This is a genomic window from Eubacterium sulci ATCC 35585 (assembly GCA_001189495.1).
Taxonomy (GTDB): domain Bacteria; phylum Bacillota; class Clostridia; order Peptostreptococcales; family Anaerovoracaceae; genus Eubacterium_B; species Eubacterium_B sulci.
On the sequence record CP012068.1, the window covers coordinates 971,731 to 996,409 of the forward strand.

Below are 24,679 nucleotides of genomic sequence, written 5' to 3' on the forward strand. Positions count from 1 at the left end.
TTCCTCCTTAGTGACTTAGTTCCTGTACTAAATCGTCAAATTTGACCTGTCTCTGGCTGGAATCTGCCATGTTCTTAACAGATGCCATCTCAGTTTCAAGTTCATTATCACCGATGACAACGGTGTATTTTGCATTAATTTTATTAGCGTATTTAAACTGTCCTTTGATGTTTCTTTCCATCAAATCCATTTGTGCATTTATGCCATTTTTCCTCAGCTCGCTAACGAGTTTAAGGCCAAATAGCTTTGCTCTATCGCCCATTACAGCAACTAAAACGCTATCATTTGATGGCTTTGGAATTTCAATACCTAGCGCATCTAACAATAAAATGAGTCTTTCAATACCTAGACCAAATCCTACACCTGGTACATCTATATCACCGACCTCTTTGATGAGGTTATCATATCTTCCGCCACCACAAACTGTTCCTTGAGCACCAATATTCTTTGATACAAACTCAAATGCCGTCTTAGTATAATAATCAAGGCCTCTAACTATCTTAGGATCTATGGTATACTCTATTTCTGATGCAGTTAGATAGCTTTTTACCTGCTCAAACGATTCCTTGCAATCGTCACATAGATAATCAAGCATCATAGGCGCACCCTTAACTATCTCCTGACAGTTTTCGTTCTTACAGTCGAGAATTCTCATAGGATTTCTATCGTATCTATCCTTACATGTGTCACAGAGATTCTCATAATTTGGCTTAAGGAAATCCTGAAGTGCCTTGCGATAGGTTTCTCTACATGTAGGACATCCAACACTGTTGATTCTAAGTTCGATTTCCTCAATGCCCATATCTGTAAGGAAGTCGTTTGCCAGTGCAATTACTTCAGCATCGGCAAGCATACTCTTGCTTCCGAAAACTTCGATTCCAAACTGATGAAACTCTCTAAGTCTACCTGATTGTGGCTTTTCATATCTGAAACACTGAGTTTCATAGTAATATTTAGTAGGCTGCGATTCTGCATACTGCTTGCTCTCGAGGAAGGCTCTAACTGTTGGTGAAGTGCCCTCTGGTTTAAGAGTTATGCTTCTGTGTCCGTTATCCTCAAAGGTATACATCTCTTTCTGTACGATGTCTGTAGTATCACCCACACCTCTCTGAAAGAGCTCTGTATGCTCAAATATAGGAGTTCTAATCTCCTCAAAGCCATATTTTCTGCATATAGCTGCAAATTTGCTCTCAATAAAATGCCACTTATAAATTTGATCTGGCATTATATCTTTAGTCCCTCTCGGTGCCTTTGTCAGCATATGTCATCTCCCTTCTGATTGAAGAACATCTTGTCTTTTCTTTCAATCATCTCATCTAATCTATTTATATAGTGTCCTACGTTTGATACATTTGGAATTCTCTCGAGTCTATTCTCCTCGGGATAAAATCTTTTGCTTATGGCACCTGCACCTAATGCCAAAATGCTCTGGTGTTCATCCATAATTCTGATATTATAGAGTCCAGCTTTTTCAGGTTTACAATAACCAATATTTTCACCAGCTCCTGCCATGTGCTTTTGTCTATATAGATAATATGGTTCAAATCCTCTATTACAAAGAGTTTCAAAGCCTTTAGCGGTCATTGAATTAGTTATGCTAGACTGCTTATAATGAAAAGCAGGATCTTCATCCTTAAGCCTTGAAGCACGCTTTACAGACAAGGAATGAATTGTAATATTATCAGCTCCTAAGCCAATAATTTTCTCTAGTGAAGCATCAAAATCAGATAATTTTTCACCTGGTAGTCCAGCTATCAAATCAGCATTTATGCTGTTAAAATCAAGACTATGAGCAAGTTCAAAAGCTTTCTCAATCTCTAATGGCGTGTGTGAGCGTCCTATAGTAACAAGAGTCTCTGACTTCATAGACTGAGGATTAATGCTTATTCTCTCACATCCATGAGCTTTGATTATCTTTAGTTTTTCTAGATTAATGGTATCAGGCCTTCCAGCTTCTATCGTATATTCTTTGATACTATGTATATCAAGATATTTATTTATAGCATCGAGAAGTCTATTTAACTGATTTTCATTTAATGTGGTCGGTGTTCCTCCACCAATATATAGCGATTCTATATGAAACTCTGAGTTATCAAGTCTTAACCCAATTGCCTTTATTTCTTCTATCAAAGTATCAACATAGGCCTCGAGCTTTTCGTTTTCGGCTTGACTTGAGATGAATGAGCAGTATAGACATCTAGTCGGACAAAATGGAATCCCAATATACATTCCAACTGAGTTGTCTTTTGCCTTACCAAATGAAGCTATTTGGTAGCCATACATTTTGACAATCACATCTATCTTGTTATCATCAATCAGATATTCATTTTTTAGTACTCGCCTAGCTTCATCAAGTCCATGGGCATCAATAAGTTCACCGCATAGCTTTACAGGTCTTATTCCTGTAAGTATTCCCCATTCAGGCCTAAGTCCAGTAGAAGTAGATAGCTTATGAAATATTTCTCTTTTAATAGCGTCCTTTGATTCTCCCATCAAAGCACTCTTAAGATCAATTATCTCCTTATCATTATCGAGCCCGTCTTCGAAAAGCTTATATTGAGTAGGCATTATGAATTGATCTATAAGCTCATATAAAAGCTCTGGTTTTGGATAGTTATATGCCTTAAACGCGTACAAATGGATTGTACCTCTTTTCGGCCATTATAGATGTTTCCCCCATATGACCAGGGCAAACTATAGTATCATCTGGGAGTACAAATAGCTTTGTTTTGATGGAATTAATAAGTTCATCAAAATCACCGCCATAAAAATCTGTTCTGCCAATCGACATCTGAAATAGTGTATCTCCGCTGAATAGAATATTTCCACATAGTATGCACATACCACCCTTTGTATGGCCTGGAGTGTAGATGAATTTCATAGTCATATCACCACACTGAAGTTCCTGACCATCCTCTACCCAGATATCAGCAGTTATGCTTATAGGTCTACCATAAATTTCAATAGATGTGTTCTGATATGGGCTCTCAAGCATTTCTTTCTCGTTTCTGTGAGCTACAACTTTTGCCTGTGGATAAAGGTCCTTGAGCTGCTCAACACCACCTATATGGTCACCATGTCCATGTGTTAATACTATGTACTCTAGGTTGAGTTCGTTTTCTACGATGAAGCTGTTTAATTCAGGCTTATATCCACCTGGATCGACTATATAAGCGTTCTTTGTATCATCGTAGACAATATATGCATTAACTTCATATGGTCCTGTAAAATAATGTTTAACTTTCAAAATATATATCCTTATTTATTTATAACTATAATTTATATGTATTTATGACTTAGCTCTGTAAACATGCAAGACGCCTTCTATATTTCTTAGTGTTCTAAGCACCTTCTGCATCTGCTGAGTACTTGAGATTGAAAGAGTAAGCACAATGTTTACTTCTTCGTTTTTGCCACTCTTTGCATTTACACCTGATATATGAACATCCATGTCCTCACAGGCCCTAGAAATATCAGAAAACATATGTCTTCTGTCGATAGTTACCATGCAAATATCAGCATCATATGACTTTCCTACCTTTAGGTCTTCCCATTCAACATCTATAAATCTAGCATGTTCATTCTCTGGTAGCGATGTCATATTAGAACAATCCTTACGGTGAACAGATATTCCTCTTCCTTTGGTTATGAATCCAATAATTTCATCGCCAGGCACTGGGTTACAACACCTTGAAATTCTTATCATAAGGTTGTCTGAACCTTTGACCACGATGCCAGGGTTATCTCTTCTAGTTTGATTGTTCTTAGCTTTTTTGTTCTCATCAGCTATTATAGCCTTGAACTTTTCTTCTTCCTTCTGAGCTGCAAGTCTCTGCTCTTCATCATAGTATTTAAACAAAAGACTAGCAAATTTGCTCAAAACCTGATTGTTGCATATTTGTATATACATTTCATCTAAATTAGATGCTATGGTTGAGTCTTTGAGCGCTCTATTTAGGAATGCAGACTTGCATACCTCATGAGGATCATAGCCCTTCTTTCTAACGTATCTATCGAGGGCTTCCTTGCCTTTTGCTATGTCATCAGGCTTGTTTGCTTTACGAAGGAACTGTCTAATCTTTGTCCTTGCAGTTGAGCTCTTTGCAATCTTAAGCCAGTCAACACTAGGTCCACTTGAATTTGACGATGTTACAATCTCCACTATATCACCATTATTTAGCTGATGATCTATTGTAACCATCTTGCCATTAACCTTTGCACCCACACATTTACAACCTACATCTGTATGAATCTTAAAGGCAAAATCAAGCGGCGTAGAGCCTGCAGGAAGGTCAATAACCTCACCCTTAGGAGTAAATACGAATACCTGGCTAGAAAACAAGTCCATTTTGAGAGTCTCCATGAACTCCTTAGGATCATTTAGCTCTTGTTGCCATTCTAGTGTTTGCCTTAGCCAAGCAAGCTTCAGATCTTCGTTGTTTTGCTTAGCATCGTGCTTACCTTCCTTATATTTCCAATGAGCTGCGATACCGTATTCAGCAACCTTATGCATCTCAAATGTTCTAATTTGGATTTCAAATGGTTCGCCATTATCACCTATAACAGTCGTATGTAGCGACTGATACATATTAGGCTTAGGCATTGCAATATAGTCCTTAAAACGTCTTGGGATAGGTTTCCACATCGTATGCACAAGACCTAGAACTGCATAGCAATCCTTAACGGAGTCAACAATAACTCTAACTGCTGTAAGATCAAAAATCTCATCAAGCTGCTTGTTCTGTAAAACCATCTTCTTATAGATGCTATATAGATGCTTAGAGCGACCTGCAATATCAAAGTGTAAATCTAGTTGTTCTAGAGTTGCGCTTATTTTTTCTATAACAGAGTTAATTACCTTCTCACGCTGCTCTCTTTTCTCGCTTACTTCACTCTTAAGTGTCTCATATTCCTGAGGATGAAGGTATTTAAGTGCTGTATCCTCAAGCTCAAATTTGACCGTAAAAATACCAAGCCTACTAGCTAAAGGTGCGTAGATATCTAAAGTCTCTCGCGCCTTTTCCTTCTGCTTGCTCTCGCTCCAGTATTCAGCTGTGCGCATATTGTGGAGCCTATCGGCCAACTTAATGATTAAAACACGAATGTCCTTTGACATAGCAAAGAACATCTTTCTTAGGTTTTCAGCCTGAGCCTCTTCTTTGGTATCAAACTTAATAGAACCAAGCTTTGTCACTCCGTCAACTAGTACAGCAACCTCTTCTCCAAAGTCTTTCACTAGCATTTCACGAGTATATTCAGTATCCTCTACTACATCGTGAAGCAGGCCACCAACTATAGTTGCCTCATCCATCCCAAGCTGCGCCAATATCTTAGATACAGCAATAGGATGGATGAAGTATGGTTCTCCACTTTTGCGCAGTTGACCCTCATGAAGTTTATAGGCCATATCAAAAGCAGCGCCTATTATTTCTAGGTCGTAATTTTCATTATATTTTTTTAGATCTTCTAAAAACTGCGCTTTAGTTTCCATTAGCTATTTACTAATCAAAGTTAATTACTTTGATGCCTTTCTTTTCTCTTTTTGCTCTTTGCTGAGCTGATATTTTGATTTATTGTCGTTCTTGCTCAAATCGTATAGAACTGGACTGCACAAGAATATCGATGAATATGTACCCACAAGTACACCGACCATTAGCGGAATTACGAACTCTCTGATTGATGATGATACCATAATTGTAAGCGGTACCATACAAATTAGAGTTGTAAGAGATGTCATAACTGAACGGTTTAGTGTCTGATTGATACTCTTATCGATGGTTTCACCAAGTGGCTCTCTCTTATATAGAGCTCTATTTTCTCTGATTCTATCAAAGATAACGATGGTATCATTGATAGAGTATCCGACAACCGTTAGAATTCCGGCGATAAATGGGTTGTTAATTGTAATATTAAATAGTCCATATACAGACAGTATTACCAGTACGTCATGCAATAGTCCTGCTACTGAAGATATACCATACTTCCATGATTTGAATCGGAAAATGATATAGATTAGCATTCCTATTGAAGCTATGATAACAGACTTGATTGCGTTACTCTTTAGCTCCTTACCTACTGTTGGTCCAAACTGCTCAGATGCTAAAACGTCTTTATCGGTGATTTTATACTTTTTGCTAATTGTCTTAATTACTTCTTCACGCTTTTCGTTATCTAAAGCTTTGATAGTCTTGATGATAACCTGATCCTGGTTCTTACCAGCTAGGACAATCGACGGATTTAACTTGTACTCCTTGATTGTATCAGCAAGCTCTGCAGTATCCACAGTCTTACCCATATCAATCTGGAGCATTGTTCCACCTGTAAAGTCGATACCGTAGTTATATCCTCTGATAAGACCTACAGATAGACCCACAACAATCACACAAATGCTGATTACGTAGAATATCTTACGATTTTTGATGAATCCAAAGCTTTTCTTGATAAGATTCTTTGGTGTTCCATCTTCGTTAACTCCAAAGTACTTATTCTTAGCGAACTTTCTGCTGTTTGCAATCAGTCCAATTAGTATCTGCGATATAACTACAGCTGTGAATATACTTACAATGATACCTAGCATCAAAGTAATAGCAAATCCCTTAACTGTTGTTGATCCAATTTGATACAGAACTACAGAGGCAATTAGTGTTGTTATTTGAGCATCTAGTACAGTTACAACTGCATGTCTAAAGCCTTCAGAAACAGCAACTCTTATAGTCTTACCGTTTGAAATCTCCTCCTTAATACGTGAGAAGATAATTACATTGGCGTCTACTGCCATACCTATGGACAAGATAATAGCTGCAATACCTGGTAAAGTTAGTACTATTCCCATAGCCGAAATAGCCCAAAGTTCTAAGAGTACATATAGCAGTAAAGCGATATCTGCCATAAGACCTAAAATGTTATACATAAGTATCATCAGTATGAATACACATAGAAGTCCGATTGCACCAGCGATGATGCTCATCTTAAGCGCATTCTCACCTATTGTGGCTGTCTGTACTGACGAAGTAACTTCCTTAAGCTCTACAGGTAGTGCACCACCTCTGATAAGAGCAGCAAGATTAGATGCTTCTTCTCTATCAAAGCCGCCACCTCTTGTTATCTCGCATGAGCTTGAATTGATAGTGCTATTAACTGTTGGAGCTGAGATAACCTCTTTATCAAGAACGATCATGATTGCATTGTCCTGAACATCCTTATTAGATGACTTAACACTTCCTGATGCTGCCTTAGACGTAGCTGCTGTAAATTTCTTTGTTCCTTCTGATGTGAACTCAAGCTTAATTTTATATCCACCGTGTTCGCTATCTGTATCTATGCTTGCGTTTTTAACATCTTTACCATCTAGCACCTTAGTTCCGTCTGAAAGCAGGAAGCTTAGTTTTGCTGTCTGTCCAACCTTCTCAATAGCTTCATCAGCATCTTCGACACCTGGAAGTTCAACTCGAATTCTCTTCTTACCTTCAAGTGAAACAGTAGCCTCGGATGTTCCCATCTCGTTAACACGCTTGTTCAAAACTTGCCTTGTCTGATCCATGGTCTTAGCGAGTTCTTCACCATCCTGTTTAGTCTCGGCTTCCATAACGACATATACACCGCCGTTAATGTCCAAACCGAACTTCATTAAATCTTTGATAGAGTGAATCTTACCTATACCAAAGATAGTTACATACCATCCAACAATGACTGTTAGAATGATCAAAAGTGATAAAATCTTTCTTAATCTAGAGCTCATTTTTTCCTCCGTAGATATAACTCAAAATAAATGTATACAAATATGGCATTCTACCTACTATCTTACTACTTTTTGCCAATTTCTTCAATAAAAAAATACAGATAAACACTGATTTATAGCCGATTTTTGAATTAAAAAAAGAACTCTGCACTTAGCAAAGTTCTTTAGTGAATTTTTGTTAATTATTATTCTTCATCCTTGACTACTTCATCACCCTCATTTACTGAAACAGGTGCTTCATCAGCCTCATCTACACTCTTCTTAACAAGACGCTTTGGCTTTCTTGGTGCTTCTTCTGTATCAGCATCCTTAACTTTAGCATCGCTCTTCTTGCTTTCGATTGTTGAAACTGACCAACGCTTCATCTCAAACTTAACCTTGTCTGCTCCAACCTGGATTACAATTGTATCTTCCTTGGTCTTTACAACTTTACCACAGATACCGCCTATTGTAACGATCTCATCACCTACGCTGATGCTATCTCTCATGCTCTTGATTTCTTTCTCTTTCTTCTTCTGTGGCTTGATTAGTAGGAAATACATCAAACCGATGAATACTACGATCATAATCATCTGAAAAGGAAAATTCTTCATTTGGGCCTCCTAATTAACTCAAAAAATATGGTGCCGGCGATGGGGGTCGAACCCATACGGTGTTGCCACCACGGGATTTTGAATCCCGCACGTCTGCCAATTCCATCACGCCGGCATACACAACGATTTAATTTTATCATAGACGATATTTATCGTCAAGGAACTATATAAAAAACAGCTTACATCAAGTGTAAGCTGAAATGGTGCGGCCGACTGGACTTGAACCAGCACGGTTGCCCACACGCCCCTCAAACGTGCGCGTCTGCCATTCCGCCACGGCCGCAAGTATTGGTAGCCTTTCGACTACACTTCACTATATTATCATAAATTCGGCAAAATGCAAGTATTTTTTATTCTGTCTTACGCTTTGACCACTCCCAAGCTTCTGCCCCTTCATACGGACTGAAGAAGCTTACTTTATCAGCGTTTTTTAGAGTTTCAACTGTAAGAAACCAGTAAGCTCTATAGCATATAGGAATATAACTTGCGTCCTGGTTTATCGCCTTTTTAAGTGCAGCAAACTGCTTGGCCTGATCCTCTCTGCTTAGAGATTGCTCAAGCGAATAAATTTGAGCTAGAAGCTTTGAATCAGAAAATCCAATCTTGTTATATGTAGTATATAAATCTGTGAGATTAAATTGTTTGTCTAACTTTATTCCACCAAAATAGATATCGTATTCTTTCGAATCAAGCATTTTGGCATAATCGTCTGCATCAGCACTAATTAAATCTGCATTGATACCTATTTCTTTTAAATTTTCGATAATAGTCTCAGCCGCTTCGAGCCTCTGTTTATTAGTATTTAAAACAAGAATTCTTAGGGTAACAGGATTCTTATTTTCATCTTCTATGATTCCGTCCTCATCCCTATCCTTTAATTTCAGTTCTTTTAGTAACTGAGTTGCTTTTTTCGGTTCGTAGTTAAATGTGCCATCTTTTTTTGCACCTAAAAAATTGGGATAATAAATAGAATCAGATGTTACTCCTGCATCTGCATAGTTATATTTTATTATTTTATTTGAATCGATTGCTTTTGCTATAGCAATTCTAAACTTACTATTGCTACAATATTTGTTTTCGTGATTAAATCCTAGGTATTCTAGTTCACCACTTGCAATCTTCTTGTATTTAAGTTTCTTATCTTGAGCTATCGCATCTGCGTCAACAGTTTTATTTAGATAGGCTGTGACAACATCCATTGTCATAAGTCCTGGAATTACTGATTTATCCTTAACAATATTAAATACGATAGGAAGCTTTGCAACCCCACCATAGTAATATTTATTAGCAGCAAGCGTTAGAGTTTTGCCACTCTCATGTCCAGCATATGCATATGGACCGCTGCCAATTGCAAAGTTCTCACCCTTCTTGTATTCTCCTGCTGATGTTATTGGAAATGTTAAATTATCTAAAGATGCGTCACTTGCACTATCAAAAACGACAGTAAAGCTTCTGCTATCATTTATACGAATACGATTTATTTTGCTCGCATATATAAAGTAAGGTGATCCGCTTTCTGCTGCAATAATTCTTTCAACTGAAGCCTTTACATCAGATGAATCAAGCTTTGACCCATCTGAAAACTTAACATTGTCTTTAAGCGTTATATTTACTTCTCCACTAGATGTATCAACGCTATATTCCGAAACAACATCAGGACTTATGTTTAAGTTTTTATCTAGTTTAAATAGACTGCTATAGACAAGCTGGTTAATATAAAAAACATCTTCATCAGCTGACTCATATACATTAAACTTCCTTGGTTCAAACATAGCTAGATTAATCACATCTGCCTTTACAAGAGTTGTTTTTGATTCTTCATCTTTATTTTTATCTCTTGAATTTACAGTTACAACAATACCAGAAATAACCATAGCAAGGATAGCTACGGCAATTATAACCGAAACTAAAAAGTTTTCTTGAATAAGATATATGATTCTGTTCCTTCTTATTTTCTTGTTCTTTTTAGTATTCAACATACTTATTGATTAACCTTTCAACTTTTGTGTTTAACTCTTCTATTGATCCGCTATTATCAATAATATCGTCAGCAAGTAATTCTTTTTCCGACTCAGGAATTTGATTATTTATTCTTTCGAGTATTCTATTTCGGCTTATTCCATCACGTTTTTCGACTCTATCAAGTCTGGTTTCGGTGTCTGCAGTTACTAAAACACAAACATCGCACAAGCGATTCAGTCCCGTTTCTATGAGAAGTGGTGCATCTATAAAAACAATGTTAGTTCCTGCGCTTCTATGCTTTGATAGATCATCCTCAACTATCTCAAATATCCTTGTAATAACAATGTCTTCTAGTATCTTTTTCTTTGATTTATCCGAGAAGATTATGTTTGCAAGGTCCTGCCTAATTAGCATGCCATTAGCATCAAAAATATCATCTCCAAAGCATTCCCTTATCTCTTTTAAGACAGTTTCATCCTTTTGAGTTAGCTCACGCGATATCTCGTCACAATCTATTAGTGGATATTTATGTTTTTTTATGATATCAGAAACTGTTGATTTACCGCTTCCAATACCTCCCGTAATACCGATAACCTTCATCACATTACCTACTTAAGTTCGTACCAATTTCTTCCTGTGTTTAGCTGGCTTAGTAGTTTAACTTTTAGATCCATAGCATTTTGCATGCAGTTAACCAAAAGCTCACTAACCTGATTTTCTTCGCCAATTTCGGTATCTATTATTAGTTCATCATGAATCTGAAGTATAAGCTTAGACTTCAGATTGCAATCTTTAAGAGCTTTATATACAGAAATCATAGCAAGCTTAATAATATCAGCTGCACTTCCCTGAATTGGACTATTCATAGCAAGTCTTTCACCGAGTTTTCTGGTCATGAAATTAGATGAATTAATCTCTTTGATATACCTTCTTCTTCCGACGATTGTCTCTGTGTAGCCATTTGCTTTACAAAATTCAACCTGATTATCCATATATTCTTTAACTGCCTGATGTTTATCAAAGTAATCAGCTATGTAGCTTTCGGCTTCTTTAATGCTGATATGAAGCTCATCTGATAAACCAAATCCACTCATACCATAAATCACACCAAAATTAACAGCCTTAGCTCTACTTCTATCAAGATCACTAACCTTATCATATTCTATTCCAAACACTCTAGAAGCAGTGGCTCTATGGATGTCATCGTTGTTATTAAATGCTTCAAGCAAAGCCGCATCACCAGATAGATGTGCTAATACTCTTAGCTCAATCTGTGAATAGTCAGCTCCTACGAGCAGATTTCCATCTGTAGGCATAAATGCTTTTCTAAGTAATCTTCCATATTCATTTCGGATTGGAATGTTCTGTAGGTTCGGCTCAGTACATGATATTCTTCCCGTTGCAGCAACTGTTTGCTGAAAATGTGGTCTGATTCTACCATCTGAAGCAATCAAAGTGCTTAGCCCATCAACATATGTGCTCTTTAGCTTAGTTAAGGTTCTGTATTTTAGAACGTCAGAAACTATAGGGTGCTTGTCCTTGAGCTTTTCTAATACATCTGCACTTGTACTATAGCCCCTCTTTGTCTTCTTACCTGAAGGCAATTCTAGCTTAGTAAATAGAACCTCTCCAAGTTGAACAGGTGAATTTATATTAAATTCCATTCCAGCAGCTTCATAGATTGCATTTGTCAAAGAATCTATTTCTTTAGATAGATCTTCTCCATAGCTTAAAAGTACAGATTTATCAACCTTAAAACCCTCTTTTTCCATGCCGGCAAGAACCTCGATAAGAGGTAATTCAACATCATATAGTACCTTGCCAAGATTCTGTTCATCAATCTTTGCTTTCTGAGTTCTATATAGCTCGAATATATATTTGCAAATTGAAAGACCAAACTCCCTCTCCTCAGCTTTGTTATCTCCTAAAAGATCAACCTGCGCTGTTCTCTTGGCAAATTCTTCTTCACTTTCTATCTGTATATGGAAATTTTCTAGTACCTGAGTTTTTATATCATAACTTGATCTTGATGGATCTATTACATACTCAGCTACTGCAGTATCAAATGAAATATCAAAATCAGACATTCCATAATACATCAAAGCGTATACATCCTTAATTAAGTCGTGACCGATAATCTTACAATTCTTTTCTTTGATTTTGTTACAAAATGCTTCTATAGACTCTTCGCTTCCGCTTATAAAATAGTAATTCTTACCAGAAATCATTGAAATACCAGAGATATAAGGCTTTGCTAAGTGTGAAAAATCAGAGAACACCTTAACAATGATTTCACAACCTTCTTCTATATTCTCGAGCATGCTAAAATCTGAGCCATCGGAAATTTCGTAGCTGTTCTCAGGCTCAAATAAATGAACCTCTTCTTTAACATCATTTTCTATATTTAGCTTCTTTAGGAATGAATTGAACTCTAGCTTAACGTAAAGATCTATAAGTCTTTTGTCATCAGCTTTTCCTAGCTTCATTGAAGAAAAATCAAAGTCTAAAGGAACGTTTCTATTTATCTCAGCAAGCTTTCTACTCATGAGAGCCATATTAACATTTTCAGAGACCTTCTCCCTTAGCTTTGCATTTTCAATTTCATCGACATTTTGGACCATATTAGCTATGCTTCCAAATTGTTTGAGCAACTTAATTCCGGTCTTTTCTCCAACTCCTGGAATACCGGGAATATTATCTGATTTATCTCCCATAAGACCTTTTAGGTCAATAAATTCCTCAGGTGTAAGCTCATATCTTTCGAGCATCTTTGCCCTGTCATATATCTCAAAATCGGTAATTCCCTTTTTGGTAATAATTACCTTTGTTACATCTGAAGCTAGTTGAAGAGCATCCTTATCCCCGGTAATAATCAAAGGTTCAAGACCTTTTTCTTCACCGAGTCTAGATATTGTTCCTATGATATCATCGGCTTCGAATCCATCAATTTCGTAGTTGGCAATATTCATTGCCTCTAAGATTTCTTTCATCAAAGGCATCTGCATAGCTAGCTCTGGTGGCATCTTTCGTCTTCCGGCCTTGTAATCTTTATATTCAAGGTGTCTAAATGTTGGTGATTTCTTGTCCCAACAAACTGCAATATATTCAGGCGTATAGTCATCAAGTATCTTATTCAGCATGTTTAAGAAACCGTATATACCTTGCGTATATATTCCCTCTGATGTAATCATCGGACGCTGCATAGCAAAATAGGCCCTGTTAATAAGGCTATTTCCATCTATTATAATGATTCTATCAGCCATAATATCCCTTTCCTAGCTTAAAGCTCTTCACCTATAATATCGTAATCAAAGGCATCGTTAATTTTAACTTTGACTATATCTCCAGGCTGTAGTTCATTCTTTGATGTAAAAATAACAGAGTTATCTATCTCAGGTGCATCAAATCTTGTTCTTCCAATGAAGCTTCCATCCTCATCCATGCTATCAACAATAACATCAAAGACCTTGCCTATCTTCTCTTGATTTAGTTCAGAAGAAATAAGCATCTGTCTTCTCATTACACCATCAAATCTAATCTGTTTGATATCCTCATCGATCTGATTATCCATCTCCGCAGCTACAGTATTTTCTTCCTGTGAATATGTAAAGACGCCTAGTCTTGAGAATCTTTCGCTTTCAACTAGTTCTAAAAGCTGATCATAGTCATCTTCTGTTTCGCCAGGGAAACCAACAATCAATGTTGTTCTAACATGAATATCAGGCATAGCTGCCTTAAGTTTAGCTAAAGTTTCTTTGATAGACTTTCTTGTTGTTTGCCTTCTCATTAATCTGAGAATATTATCTGATGCATGCTGAAGCGGTATATCAATATATTTACATATTTTATCTTCCTCAGCCATAACCTGAATAAGCTCATCAGTTATTCTCTCATCATAGCAATACATAAGTCTTATCCACTCAATGCCATCTATCTTACATAGCTCTCTCAAAAGCTCAGGTAAAACAAATTTGCCATACAGATCCTTGCCGTAGTATGTAACATCTTGAGCTATCAAAATTAACTCTTTGCAACCAGCATTTGCTAGCTCCTTGGCTTCTGTAATAATGTCCTCCATCTTCTTACTGCGGAATTTTCCTCTAATCATAGGAATTATGCAGTATGTACATGTGTTATTACAGCCCTCAGCAATTTTTAGTGTAGCAGTATAAGGATTATCTGATAGCTTTCTTACTGTTTTTTCTAGATAGTCAAGGTCGCAGCTATTAGCTGCAACGTGGTTATTATCGATATCTGATAGTATCTCCGGTAGCTTGTTATACTGGTTGACTCCTATGATACAATCAGCCTCTGGTATTTCCTTACTGAGCTCCTCAGAATATCTCTGCGAAAGACAACCTGATACTACGAGCTTTCCTCCGTCCTTACGTCTTTCGTTCATATCGAAAATATGCTCTATAGATTCTTTTTTTGCATCATTAATAAACCCACAGGTATTGACCATTATAATGTCAGCATCCTCTGGTGAATCTATAATTTCATATCCATTTTCCTCTAGAATGCCCGCAGCAAACTCACTGTCGTTAAAGTTCTTTGGACATCCTAGCGTATCTATAAATACTTTTTTATTGCTCATCTAAATTCTCTTTCATTTCATTTAGTTCTTCTTCCGTTAAAAGAACCTGTCTTGGTCTTGCACCGTCTTGGGCACTGACAATACCCCTTGCCTCCATCTCATCGACAATTCTTGCTGCTCGATTATATCCAATTCTGAAACGTCTTTGGAGCATGGATACCGAAGCTTGACCCGCAGAAACTACGCATTCGATAGCTTCCTCAAGAAGCTCATCAACATCGTCTGCTTTTGAAGTTGAAACATTTCCCTTCTCAATGCTTTCTATTACTTCGCCTGCGTACTCAACATCCTCAGCCTGTGACTTAACAAACTCAATGATGCTATGTACTTCTTCATCTGAAACAAAGCAGCCCTGCACTCTAACCGGTTTTCCCATTCCAAGCGGATTAAAGAGCATATCTCCCTTACCCACTAGTTTTTCGGCACCTGACATATCAAGTATAGTTCTTGAGTCGAACTGCGAAGAAACCGCAAAAGCAATTCTTGAAGGAATATTTGCCTTGATTACGCCTGTGATGATATCTACAGAAGGTCTCTGAGTAGCAACAATCAAGTGCATTCCCGCTGCTCTAGCCATCTGAGCAAGACGGCAAATTGAATCCTCAACCTGAGATGGTGCTGCCATCATAAGATCGGCAAGCTCATCTATAATAATTACAACCTGAGGCATGGTTTCAGCATTTTCGTCTTCTGCCTTTAGATAATTATTGTATCCTTCTAAATCTCTAACACCAGTTTCGGCAAACTTCTTATATCTATCTGTCATTTCGGCAACAGCCCAGTTAAGAGCAGCTGCTGCCTTTGTTGGCTCAGTAACTACAGGTATCAAAAGATGTGGGATACCATTGTAATTTCCAAGTTCAACAACCTTAGGGTCAATAAGAACAAGTTTAACCTCATCTGGATTAGCCTTATATAAAATGCTTGTGATTATACTATTTATGCATACGCTCTTTCCGGAACCAGTTGATCCAGCAATTAAAAGATGAGGCATGCTCTTTAGGTCAGCCACAATGCTTTTGCCAGAGATATCTCTACCAACTGCAAAAGAAATCTTCGATTTAGCCTGCTTGAATTCATCGCTATCAATGATTTCGCGAAGCGTGACCATGTTAATCTTTTCGTTTTCTACTTCAATACCTACTGCGGCCTTACCTGGAATTGGAGCTTCAATTCTAATGCTCTTTGCTCTTAAGTTAAGTGCAATATCATCTGCAAGAGCCTTAATGCTATTTACTTTAACACCTGTATTAGGCTGAATTTCGTATCGTGTTACGGCAGGTCCTTGAGTTACCTCAACAACCTTAGCATCAACCTTAAAGTTTTGAAGCGTATTTTCAAGAAGAGCTGCTTTAGACTTTAGTTCAGCATTAACCTGGGCAGGATTTGTTGTATTTCTGACTGATTTTAGCAATGAAATACTAGGTTTCTTATACTGAATTGACTTTGGAGTATTGGCAAAATCTGTAAGCTCAAGCTTTGCTTCTCTTGCTTCTTTGTTACTCATTTTGACAGGCTCTTCTTCAGGTTTTTCCATAGTATTTGCTGCTGTATCTTGAGTGTCAAAATCAGAATCTATGTCTGTACTAAGATGATAATCTTCCTTAGGAACATCATCTAGCGCTGGGGCTGTCTTTATTGTGCTAACTTTGATAGAAGGCTCAACATTTTTGTTATCAAAGGTATTGTTAAAGTTATTTGAATCAACTTGATTATCAAGTTCTGTTTCGTGCTGAAGTCCAGTTGCGCCCTGTGCATAGCTAAGTCCTCCGTCAAGACCAAATCCATCCTCAGCTTTACGTTCCTCCTCTAATCCAAAAGTCTTAACCATAGGGGCAGGTTCTGGAGCTCTTTCCTCCCTCTGCTCAAACATTGAATCATCCTTCATCAGAGATACAAAATGTTGTTCATTTGGATTTTGAGCGGAACTAACTGGATTTCTATCTATCTTCATTTTGTCGGTCTCAAATAGAAGCTCAGGAGTTGCATAGAGCTCTTCCTTATACTTTGCTTTTTCGTATCTCAAGCGTTCTTTCTGGAGTTTTTCTTGTTCCTTTAGGAACTTAGCTCTTTCCTTTTCTCTAGTCTCAAGCTCCATTTGATGTAAAGCCATTTCCTCAGCACGCTTTGCCTTTATCTCGGCTTGCTTATCAAGCTTCTTCTGTTTGTATGAAGAATATGCTCTTGAAAGTGGTGTGTTAACGACAAGCATTCCACAAATCAATATAACTGCGATAGCAATGCCGTATAGACCAACTCTTCCAATATACTTGATAAGGAACATATCTATGCTCATTCCAATAACGCCACCGCCACTTAGACTTACGCCGTTCTTATAGAATTCAGATACATCAAATACCATACCATTTTGTGGTATGAATCTTCCCGAGTTCAAAAGGCATAGCATAACTAAAATGACAAAGCACATAGAAATGCTTAGTTTAGTCACCTTAACAGCTTTATTTGCCATGAGTACAATTCCAAATGCTATTAGGTAGATTGGTAATATTACACCAACATGGCCGAATATACCCTTGAGAAAATCGCCAAGTATATTTCCAAACTCACCTGCCGCATGAAAAGATACAGCAGCTATCAAAAATATACCTGCAATTATATAGACTATCCCCCAGATGTTGTCAATGACTCCTCTTTCAGCAGAAGCTGATTTTTTCGCCTTAGTATTCTTATTACTTGGTTTTTTCTTAGCTTTACCTGCCAATTATCTCATCCTTTCAATAAACTACTTGTGAGCGATGTATCCCTTTTCTACAAGGCTCTCTGCACATAGGATAGCTCCACCTGCTGCACCTCTTACAGTGTTATGAGCAAGACCTATGAACTTATAATCAAACAAAGTGTCCTCACGAAGCCTTCCAACTGATACGCCAAAACCATTCTCATAGTATACGTCCTTAGCAACCTGTGGACGATCATCTTCGCTAAGGTAGTTGATGAATGGCTTAGGTGCACTAGGAAGGTCATTTTCTTGTGGGAAACCTGAGAAGTTTTTGAGTCTATCGATAAGCTCTTCCTTGCTTGGGTTCTTGCGGAACTTAACAAATACAGCTGCAGTATGTCCCTCTAGTACAGGAACTCTTACGCACTGTGATGTGATAAGTAGATTATCCGCCTTTACAAATTTACCGTCCTTGATTGATCCCAAAATCTTAAGTGGTTCGATTTCACTCTTTTCTTCTTCTCCACCAATGTAAGGGATGATGTTTCCAACCATTTCTGGCCAATCTGAGAAGTTCTTTCCGGCACCTGAAATAGCCTGATATGTTGTAACGCATACTTCGTATGGTTCAAATTCCTGCCATGCTGCAAGTGCTGGTACATATCCCTGGATTGAGCAGTTTGGCTTAACTGCAACAAAACCTCTCTTTGTTCCAAGTCTCTTTTTCTGAGTCTCGATAATATCAAAATGATCAATATTAATTTCTGGAACAACCATAGGAACATCCTCTGTCCATCTATGTGCACTGTTGTTTGAAACAACAGGAGTCTCTGACTTTGCATACTCGTCCTCTATAGCCTTGATTTCTTCCTTAGTCATATCAACTGCACTGAAAACAAAGTCTACCGAGTTTGAAATTTCCTCAATATCCTTAACGTCTTTAACTACGATATTCTTAACATCTTCTGGCATCTTGTCCTCGAGCTTCCATCTTCCACTCATAGCTTCTTCATATGTTTTACCAGCGCTTCTTGAGCTTGCTGCGATTGTAGTTACCTCAAACCATGGATGGTTTTCTAACAGAGTTATAAATCTCTGTCCAACCATTCCTGTTCCACCTAGAATTCCTACTCTTAATTTCTTTTCTAATTTTTTCATATCATTACACCTCAACTATCTATTAAAGCTAATAAAATATTTTACCATTTTTTAGTTGTAAATACAAGGATTTCAGTGTTTTTACCCTTTATAAAATCCCAACAAAAGAGGACCGAAGTTTTCTTCAGTCCCCCTTAAATTTATCAGATTAAATCATCCTTAACTATAAAACATTCACTTATATAATCAGCTCTTATATTAAAAAGTGATATCTTACTTTTTAAAAAGCATGTCAGCTGCACTTTCTGAAATTAAATCGTCTCCACCTAGAATTGTGCAATTTAAAACTCCCGCTTTGCTGACATATTCACTTGCTTCATTCATGTTCTTATTGCTTGCTAATAGAAGAGCGCTTTTATCTGCATCGCATAAAACACCTGCACAGAGTCCATCAGGGAAATTTAATCCATAAGTTACATAAGCGTTCTTATGCTTTCCTGCAAAGAATTTTTCCGCTATTGCTTTTGATGTTCCATATCTATCATCGCCGGCAAGTCGTTCAATATCTCCAAGTTTTGAAACTGCATTTTCAACATTCCTGCTGACTACATCACTACCACCGATTAAATAGAATTTCTTGAAGTTTAATTTCTTAAGATATGTCATCTGAGCATCGCTTAATTTTTTATCGACAAGCATTATAGGCTTTCCTGCTGCTGAAGCAGATAGTGCGTCTGCAAAGCTATATGCATTGCATAGTGCAATATCTTCATTTTTAACACCTGAAGCTTTAAGCACCTCCAAATTTGTCTCAAATCTTGTATCCCCTTCAAGTCTATGCTTCTTTCCTGGCATCATGTCAGCTATTTCCTTTGAGACAACATCTTCACCACCTATGATATAGATGTCAGGATTTTTTGATGTATTGTTTTTTACATAGTTACTGATATAATCAGCACTCCATTTGTTAACAATCAAAATAGGTGCTTTTTTAACCTTTGCAAGATATGTTGCAGAAAGCGCATCAGCGAAATTATCACCATTAGCAATTACAATACTATCAAACTTCTCAACATTTAATTTTTCCTTTAGCTTATCAGCTATCTTAGTTGATGTCTCATATCTATCACTTCCTGCAATTCTTGTTTTTTTCTGCTTTAAATTTGGTTCAGGATCATTTTCCTTTGCTATTAAAGCAGATATTTTCTCATTTATGCTCTTAATGTGATCTGCTCTTTCATCTGCAATGAAGGCAGTCTCCGAAGCCTTTTTGATGTATTCTTCAGCAGACTTTATAGCATCCTTTAAAGCCTTCACCGAATCTACAGTAAATTCCTTGCCATCTGCTAGCTTTTTGTTTGCATTTTCAATAGCTTCCTTTATTCCAGAAGTATTATATCTGCGCATTTCGTATAGATTGATGAAATCTATAGAAATCAATCTATCGATATCCTTATCAGTAATGTCTTCTTTTGCTAAAATAGCCTGACCTTCAACTATTTTTTCTTTGATAGCATTCATGCTTTCATCTGTAAACTTTTTTGATGCAAGGTCTGATCTATAATCTCCAGCCGCCTGCTCGCATGCTCTAAACTGAATAACTATAGTATTAACTCTATCTCCCTCTTTTATAAGATTTTTTAAAGCAGAATTCACTTGTTTCTGAGTGGCTTCATTATCCGTTTTAATTTGTATTGCTTCTTCTAAAGCACTATTGAATTTTTCTAGATTCTTTGCTTTAATTACCGAGATAGATTCCATCCAAGCATTACTATTGTAGAAGTTTATAGCATTATTAAGATCATCCTTATTTACTGATTCAACTGGATTAAATCCATCTGTTTTATTATCATAATCGATTTCTAAAATAACGTCATGATCATGTGCACCCTGTCCAGCTGCATCTATATTTAGGTTTATCTTTATTCTCTTTGTCTTTCCGTCAACACCTATTTCAATAGCAGTAGGAAATTTAACCTCAGTACCATTTATGCTAACATTATCTTTTTCTAAAACATTACCTTTAACCTTATCACCATCATTCTTATATGTATATAACTGACTAATTACACCAGCTGCATTGCCATTTCTATACATTGGTTTTAGGTTTAAAACAAGCTTGCTCGTACCATTTTCTTCTGTAAGCTTAGCTCTTCCTATTAAGCATACATTTGCCATTGATTCTTTTTCATGATTATTATTGTCTAAGAATCTTACATTTACCGTGTACTCTTTTTTTGTAGGCTTAGCAGTATTATCTTTTTCAAGCTTGTTAATTGCATCCTTCAAGGCTTTATTATATGTCTTGGTACTATCCTTAGAATCCTCAGTATAACAATAGTCCTGATTTTTCTTTACCCAATCTTCAGCATTAGAAAGTGCGGTTAAAAGTCTTCCATAGCTTCCTGTCGTATAGCTATCGCCTGACTTCATTTTTTCTCTTGCAAGTTTAATTGTTTCTTCAAGATCAGTCATATTGTGTCTTAAGTAAAAAGCTGTTGCAAATTTGTACTTTGTTGTTTCCGCTACAGTTTCTTTAAGAGATAGATTAGGTAGTTTTGCCTTTGCTTCTTTGTAATAATTTTCCAAATCCTTGATACTTTTTTCTGTATATCTTTCTGGGGTATATATTCCATTACTCAAATCTGAAATTTCAAAGTTTAACTTTCTTTCCAATGCTTTCTTAAGAGTAATTGAATCTTCAATATCCATAGCCGGATTAACAATTTCAAGATACTTTGAATATGTAAGTTCCTTTTCAGGTAGATTCATGAATGTATCTAGGTCATCCAGAACTTTTTTTATCGTAGCCTTTTGCTCATCATTGACATACTTTGCATCCTCATCTGCACTAAGCAAAGGTTGCAAATTCGTCTGCATCATCATTGCGTTACTTCTGATTGAATTATAATAGTCTGGTAAAACGTAACTTTCATCTTGAACCAAATTACCATACTTAATAAATATACCAAATGGTCCTATCTCATGCTCTACACCTGCATTGTCAGTGTATTTAAGGCTTGTAACAGCAAGTTCTTCACCTGTTAATTCGCCAGGCACTGATACAGTAAATGCAATTCTAGCATTAGCCTCGCTTTGAGTAGGATCAGCTTGTTGATAGTCTAGATTCACAGGTTTTGCCATTATATAGTTCATGTAAACATATTCAATAGATTTCACCTTTGTTCTATCTACATCGAGTCTGACATCATATTGATTTCCTGATTTGATAATTCTAACCTTACCATCAAATAAGGATTTAATTTCATTGTTAACATCTCCCTTAGTATAAAGATTTTGATTATGACCACCACCTATCTTTACAAGGTTACGTATCTCATATGAGCCACTGTAAAAGCCATCCTTACTTAAATCATGTGATACAGGATAAGCATATAGCTTTTCTGTATACGACATATCATTCAAAGCGTTCTTTAGCTCGTTGACTGTGCAAAACCGTGCCTTATCCTTATATCTTTGAGCTTCTTCCCATACCTGATACCAATTTGTTTCATCTAAATCAGTATTCATTTCGTAATCTGTCAGTCTGTTTCTACTTGACAAATCATCCATGGCAAGAAGTTTATCTGCCTTTTGTTCAACCTGCCTCATTAGGTTTTCTCTACTGTTTTCATCTCTGTCCTCAGCAAAGGACGAAACAGGTATGCCCGTCACGAGCAAAGCCATAATCAAAAGAGATAAAATCGACTTTTGAAATGTTTTTCTTTGCATTTTGTCTTTCCTCCTAAAAACATAAATCCATTTTTCCCATCCATTCGTGTAATGAGAAAATTTTAGATTAGCAAGGCTAATCTATCTCAATAAAAGTCAGTTAGTTTCATCTAACCAACATGCAATAAAAAAAGTACATCATGATATGTACACTGCATTTAGCTACATATATACCTTAGCACCACTAGATATTAGTAGCAAATATATTTTTATTGCACAAACGCTACAAATAACCCTAAATTCATTATTTTTAGTAAAATAATTGGCATAAAATCAAGCTATATATACATGTTGCTGTATTACTACAAGTATTTTTAAGTGCACTCTAAATTATCATGTGGGTGATTTTTACCTGCGTGTTGTACATACAAGAAAATTAAAGATAAAGCATTTAAAAAGCACTTCAAGCATTTGAGCTTGAAGTGCACCCCAGTTTTATAATTTATTTTTTTCTCATAAATGCAAGCCAGTATGCAGTTCCAACAAATATTGTTCCTCCAATTATATTTCCTAGAGTTACAGGTAGTAGGTTTCCTAGGAAGAAACTGCTCCAATCAAGATTTGCAATATCGCTCTGTTTTACTCCTAGTTGCAAAGCTGCATCAACATATTGACTATTTTCTTTAGCGAAAAGACCCGCTGATATATAATACATATTTGCGATGCTATGCTCAAATCCAGCCGTGACAAACATCATTATTGGGAAAAAGATTGCCATTATTTTACTACCAATGTCTCTAGCCGCTGTAGATCCCCATACAGCAAGACATACAAGCCAGTTACACATAAGACCAAGCAATATAGCATTTGATGTTGAAAGAGAAACCTTAGCGCAAGCTATCTTAATTGTTGCTCCTCCTAGCATAGAATTCGCAAAATCAGGTTGCCCTGCTTTAACTACCAAAAATGCTATGATTATTGATCCAACAAAGTTAGCTACATAAACAATGATCCAGCTTGTAAGAAGCTTCTGTAAGCTTATTCTCTTCTCATAAACTCCCATAAGCATGAGATTGTTTCCTGTGAAAAGTTCAGATCCACATACTACTACAAGAATGAGTCCTCCCGAGAATACAAAAGCACTTATGAGCTTTGATATTCCAAGTGTACTTGGATTATTCATTAGCTGAAAAGCTGCCGTATTAGATGCTACTGCTGCAAAAGCGATGTAAGCACCTGCTATTATTCCCAAAACTATCTTCTGAAGTAGGTTTAAATTAGCCTTATTCTCTGCGACTGTAACTAGTTCGCCTGCCACCTCATTAGGTGTTAAAAAGTTTCTTTCAATCATTTTTATTCCTCAATTAAGGTCATAAATCTGAATATGATTTTGTTCCTAATATACCCTTCGCTGATTTTACCCCTGAAACTATAGCCTTCTCAAGCTCCTCAGTTGCAATTACAGCTAGTGCATCAAAGCTATTATCATCAAGCTTTAGTGTTCCAGATGACATAACAAAGATTGTATCACCATCTACGCTTGTATGCACAGGCATTATACGCCTAGCATACGCATCGTGACATATAGATGCAAGTTTTTTACACTGTGCCTTTGTTAAAACGGCATTTGTCATAATGCAACTTATAGTTGTATTACCCGAAAAAACATTCTTTGACTGGTAGATATTGTCCTTCATTGCCTGGCAAGTTGATAAGAGCTTTCCATCAGATGACATAAGTCCTGCTATCTCTTTGCCATCAAAGTCAAATACATCACCCATTGCATTTACAGCTGATATTGCTCCAACTTGAAGTTCGCCTACCTGTACAGCAGAAGAACCGATACCGCTCTTCATCATGCCTTCTATGCCGTTATATTTACCAACTGTAGCTCCAGTTCCAGCACCGAAGTTTCCCTGCTTAAATCCGATATTTTCTCCTTCATAGGCATTGTGAGCTGCACTATAGCCCATATCTTTATTTGGATATGAGTTTTGACCAATCTGAAGATCAAATAATGAAGCTCCGCAAACAATTGGCACCTTTCCTACGCCTACATCAAAGCCAATATCCTTTGATGCAAGATAGTCCATGACTCCGCTAGAGGCTTCAAGCCCATATGCGCTTCCTCCTGAGAGAACAACAGCATGAATAGCTTGTACCATGTTTTCGGGACTTAAAAGATCAGTTTCCCTAGTTGCAGGGCCTCCACCTCTCACATCTACTGAAGCTGTGGCGCCATCCTTTGATGAAATAACAGTCACGCCAGTTAGCTTATCAAAGTCTTCGGCTGATCCGATATGAAAATCCTTCATATCGCATACATCTATTTGCTTTAT

The 24,679-nt window shown here is 36.9% G+C and carries 13 protein-coding genes, 2 tRNA genes and 2 pseudogenes; all 17 read right to left on the reverse strand.

Annotated features, from left to right (window positions below; translation table 11 throughout):
* Nucleotides 1-7 precede the first annotated feature (7 nt).
* Nucleotides 8-1,261, reverse strand: a complete 1,254-nt coding sequence (locus ADJ67_04505; GenBank protein ID AKT46981.1) for a histidyl-tRNA synthetase — start codon at nucleotides 1,259-1,261, stop codon at nucleotides 8-10.
* Nucleotides 1,255-2,517 (reverse strand): annotated as a pseudogene (locus ADJ67_04510) (hypothetical protein). The gene ADJ67_04505 and the pseudogene ADJ67_04510 overlap by 7 nt, the downstream one beginning before the upstream one ends.
* 106 nt (nucleotides 2,518-2,623) lie before the next feature.
* Nucleotides 2,624-3,247 carry a hypothetical protein gene (locus tag ADJ67_04515; GenBank protein AKT46982.1) on the reverse strand — a complete coding sequence of 208 codons (624 nt, stop codon included), beginning with the start codon at nucleotides 3,245-3,247 and terminating at the stop codon, nucleotides 2,624-2,626.
* Between the two features lie 42 nt (nucleotides 3,248-3,289).
* Entirely contained in the window at nucleotides 3,290-5,491 is a 2,202-nt protein-coding gene (locus ADJ67_04520; protein AKT46983.1) for a (p)ppGpp synthetase, read from the reverse strand.
* Between the two features lie 24 nt (nucleotides 5,492-5,515).
* Complete coding sequence (locus tag ADJ67_04525) at nucleotides 5,516-7,738, reverse strand: export membrane protein SecF (protein ID AKT46984.1); 2,223 nt, start codon at nucleotides 7,736-7,738, stop codon at nucleotides 5,516-5,518.
* Nucleotides 7,739-8,061: 323 nt separating this feature from the next.
* Nucleotides 8,062-8,331: pseudogene (locus ADJ67_04530) on the reverse strand (preprotein translocase subunit YajC).
* A gap of 28 nt (nucleotides 8,332-8,359) precedes the next feature.
* Nucleotides 8,360-8,446: transfer RNA gene (locus ADJ67_04535), tRNA-Leu, on the reverse strand.
* 86 nt (nucleotides 8,447-8,532) lie between these two features.
* Nucleotides 8,533-8,614, reverse strand: a tRNA-Leu gene (locus ADJ67_04540).
* A 67-nt stretch (nucleotides 8,615-8,681) separates the two neighbouring features.
* Complete coding sequence (locus ADJ67_04545; GenBank protein AKT46985.1) at nucleotides 8,682-10,310, reverse strand: hypothetical protein; 1,629 nt, start codon at nucleotides 10,308-10,310, stop codon at nucleotides 8,682-8,684.
* On the reverse strand, nucleotides 10,297-10,893 hold the full coding sequence (locus ADJ67_04550; GenBank protein AKT46986.1) for a hypothetical protein: 597 nt from the start codon (nucleotides 10,891-10,893) through the stop codon (nucleotides 10,297-10,299). Before ADJ67_04550 ends, ADJ67_04545 begins: the two co-directional genes overlap by 14 nt.
* Nucleotides 10,894-10,901: 8 nt before the next feature.
* Complete coding sequence (locus tag ADJ67_04555; protein AKT46987.1) at nucleotides 10,902-13,556, reverse strand: hypothetical protein; 2,655 nt, start codon at nucleotides 13,554-13,556, stop codon at nucleotides 10,902-10,904.
* Between the two features lie 17 nt (nucleotides 13,557-13,573).
* The gene (locus ADJ67_04560) at nucleotides 13,574-14,890 is read right to left on the reverse strand and encodes a ribosomal protein S12 methylthiotransferase (protein AKT46988.1); all 1,317 of its coding nucleotides are present in this window, start codon (nucleotides 14,888-14,890) and stop codon (nucleotides 13,574-13,576) included.
* Nucleotides 14,880-17,525, reverse strand: a complete 2,646-nt coding sequence (locus tag ADJ67_04565; protein AKT47675.1) for a hypothetical protein — start codon at nucleotides 17,523-17,525, stop codon at nucleotides 14,880-14,882. Before ADJ67_04565 ends, ADJ67_04560 begins: the two co-directional genes overlap by 11 nt.
* Before the next feature lie 108 nt (nucleotides 17,526-17,633).
* Nucleotides 17,634-18,728 carry an aspartate-semialdehyde dehydrogenase gene (locus tag ADJ67_04570; GenBank protein ID AKT46989.1) on the reverse strand — a complete coding sequence of 365 codons (1,095 nt, stop codon included), beginning with the start codon at nucleotides 18,726-18,728 and terminating at the stop codon, nucleotides 17,634-17,636.
* A gap of 213 nt (nucleotides 18,729-18,941) precedes the next feature.
* Nucleotides 18,942-22,400 (reverse strand): hypothetical protein, encoded by a 3,459-nt coding sequence (locus ADJ67_04575; GenBank protein AKT46990.1) that lies wholly within the window; start codon nucleotides 22,398-22,400, stop codon nucleotides 18,942-18,944.
* Nucleotides 22,401-22,842: 442 nt separating this feature from the next.
* Nucleotides 22,843-23,691, reverse strand: coding sequence for an FdhC protein (locus ADJ67_04580; GenBank protein AKT46991.1), 849 nt, complete (start codon nucleotides 23,689-23,691; stop codon nucleotides 22,843-22,845).
* 19 nt (nucleotides 23,692-23,710) lie between these two features.
* Nucleotides 23,711-24,679 carry a peptidase gene (locus ADJ67_04585; GenBank protein ID AKT47676.1) on the reverse strand — a complete coding sequence of 323 codons (969 nt, stop codon included), beginning with the start codon at nucleotides 24,677-24,679 and terminating at the stop codon, nucleotides 23,711-23,713.

Excerpts from the sequence above, each read along its gene's own strand:
- ADJ67_04580 (AKT46991.1), bottom strand. The coding sequence starts at position 23,691 with ATGATTGAAAGAAACTTTTTAACACCTAATGAGGTGGCAGGCGAACTA.
- ADJ67_04550 (AKT46986.1), bottom strand. The coding sequence starts at position 10,893 with ATGAAGGTTATCGGTATTACGGGAGGTATTGGAAGCGGTAAATCAACA.
- ADJ67_04555 (AKT46987.1), bottom strand. The coding sequence starts at position 13,556 with ATGGCTGATAGAATCATTATAATAGATGGAAATAGCCTTATTAACAGG.
- ADJ67_04525 (AKT46984.1), bottom strand. The coding sequence starts at position 7,738 with ATGAGCTCTAGATTAAGAAAGATTTTATCACTTTTGATCATTCTAACA.
- ADJ67_04545 (AKT46985.1), bottom strand. The coding sequence starts at position 10,310 with ATGTTGAATACTAAAAAGAACAAGAAAATAAGAAGGAACAGAATCATA.
- ADJ67_04570 (AKT46989.1), bottom strand. The coding sequence starts at position 18,728 with ATGAAAAAATTAGAAAAGAAATTAAGAGTAGGAATTCTAGGTGGAACA.
- ADJ67_04560 (AKT46988.1), bottom strand. The coding sequence starts at position 14,890 with ATGAGCAATAAAAAAGTATTTATAGATACGCTAGGATGTCCAAAGAAC.
- ADJ67_04575 (AKT46990.1), bottom strand. The coding sequence starts at position 22,400 with ATGCAAAGAAAAACATTTCAAAAGTCGATTTTATCTCTTTTGATTATG.
- ADJ67_04505 (AKT46981.1), bottom strand. The coding sequence starts at position 1,261 with ATGCTGACAAAGGCACCGAGAGGGACTAAAGATATAATGCCAGATCAA.
- ADJ67_04520 (AKT46983.1), bottom strand. The coding sequence starts at position 5,491 with ATGGAAACTAAAGCGCAGTTTTTAGAAGATCTAAAAAAATATAATGAA.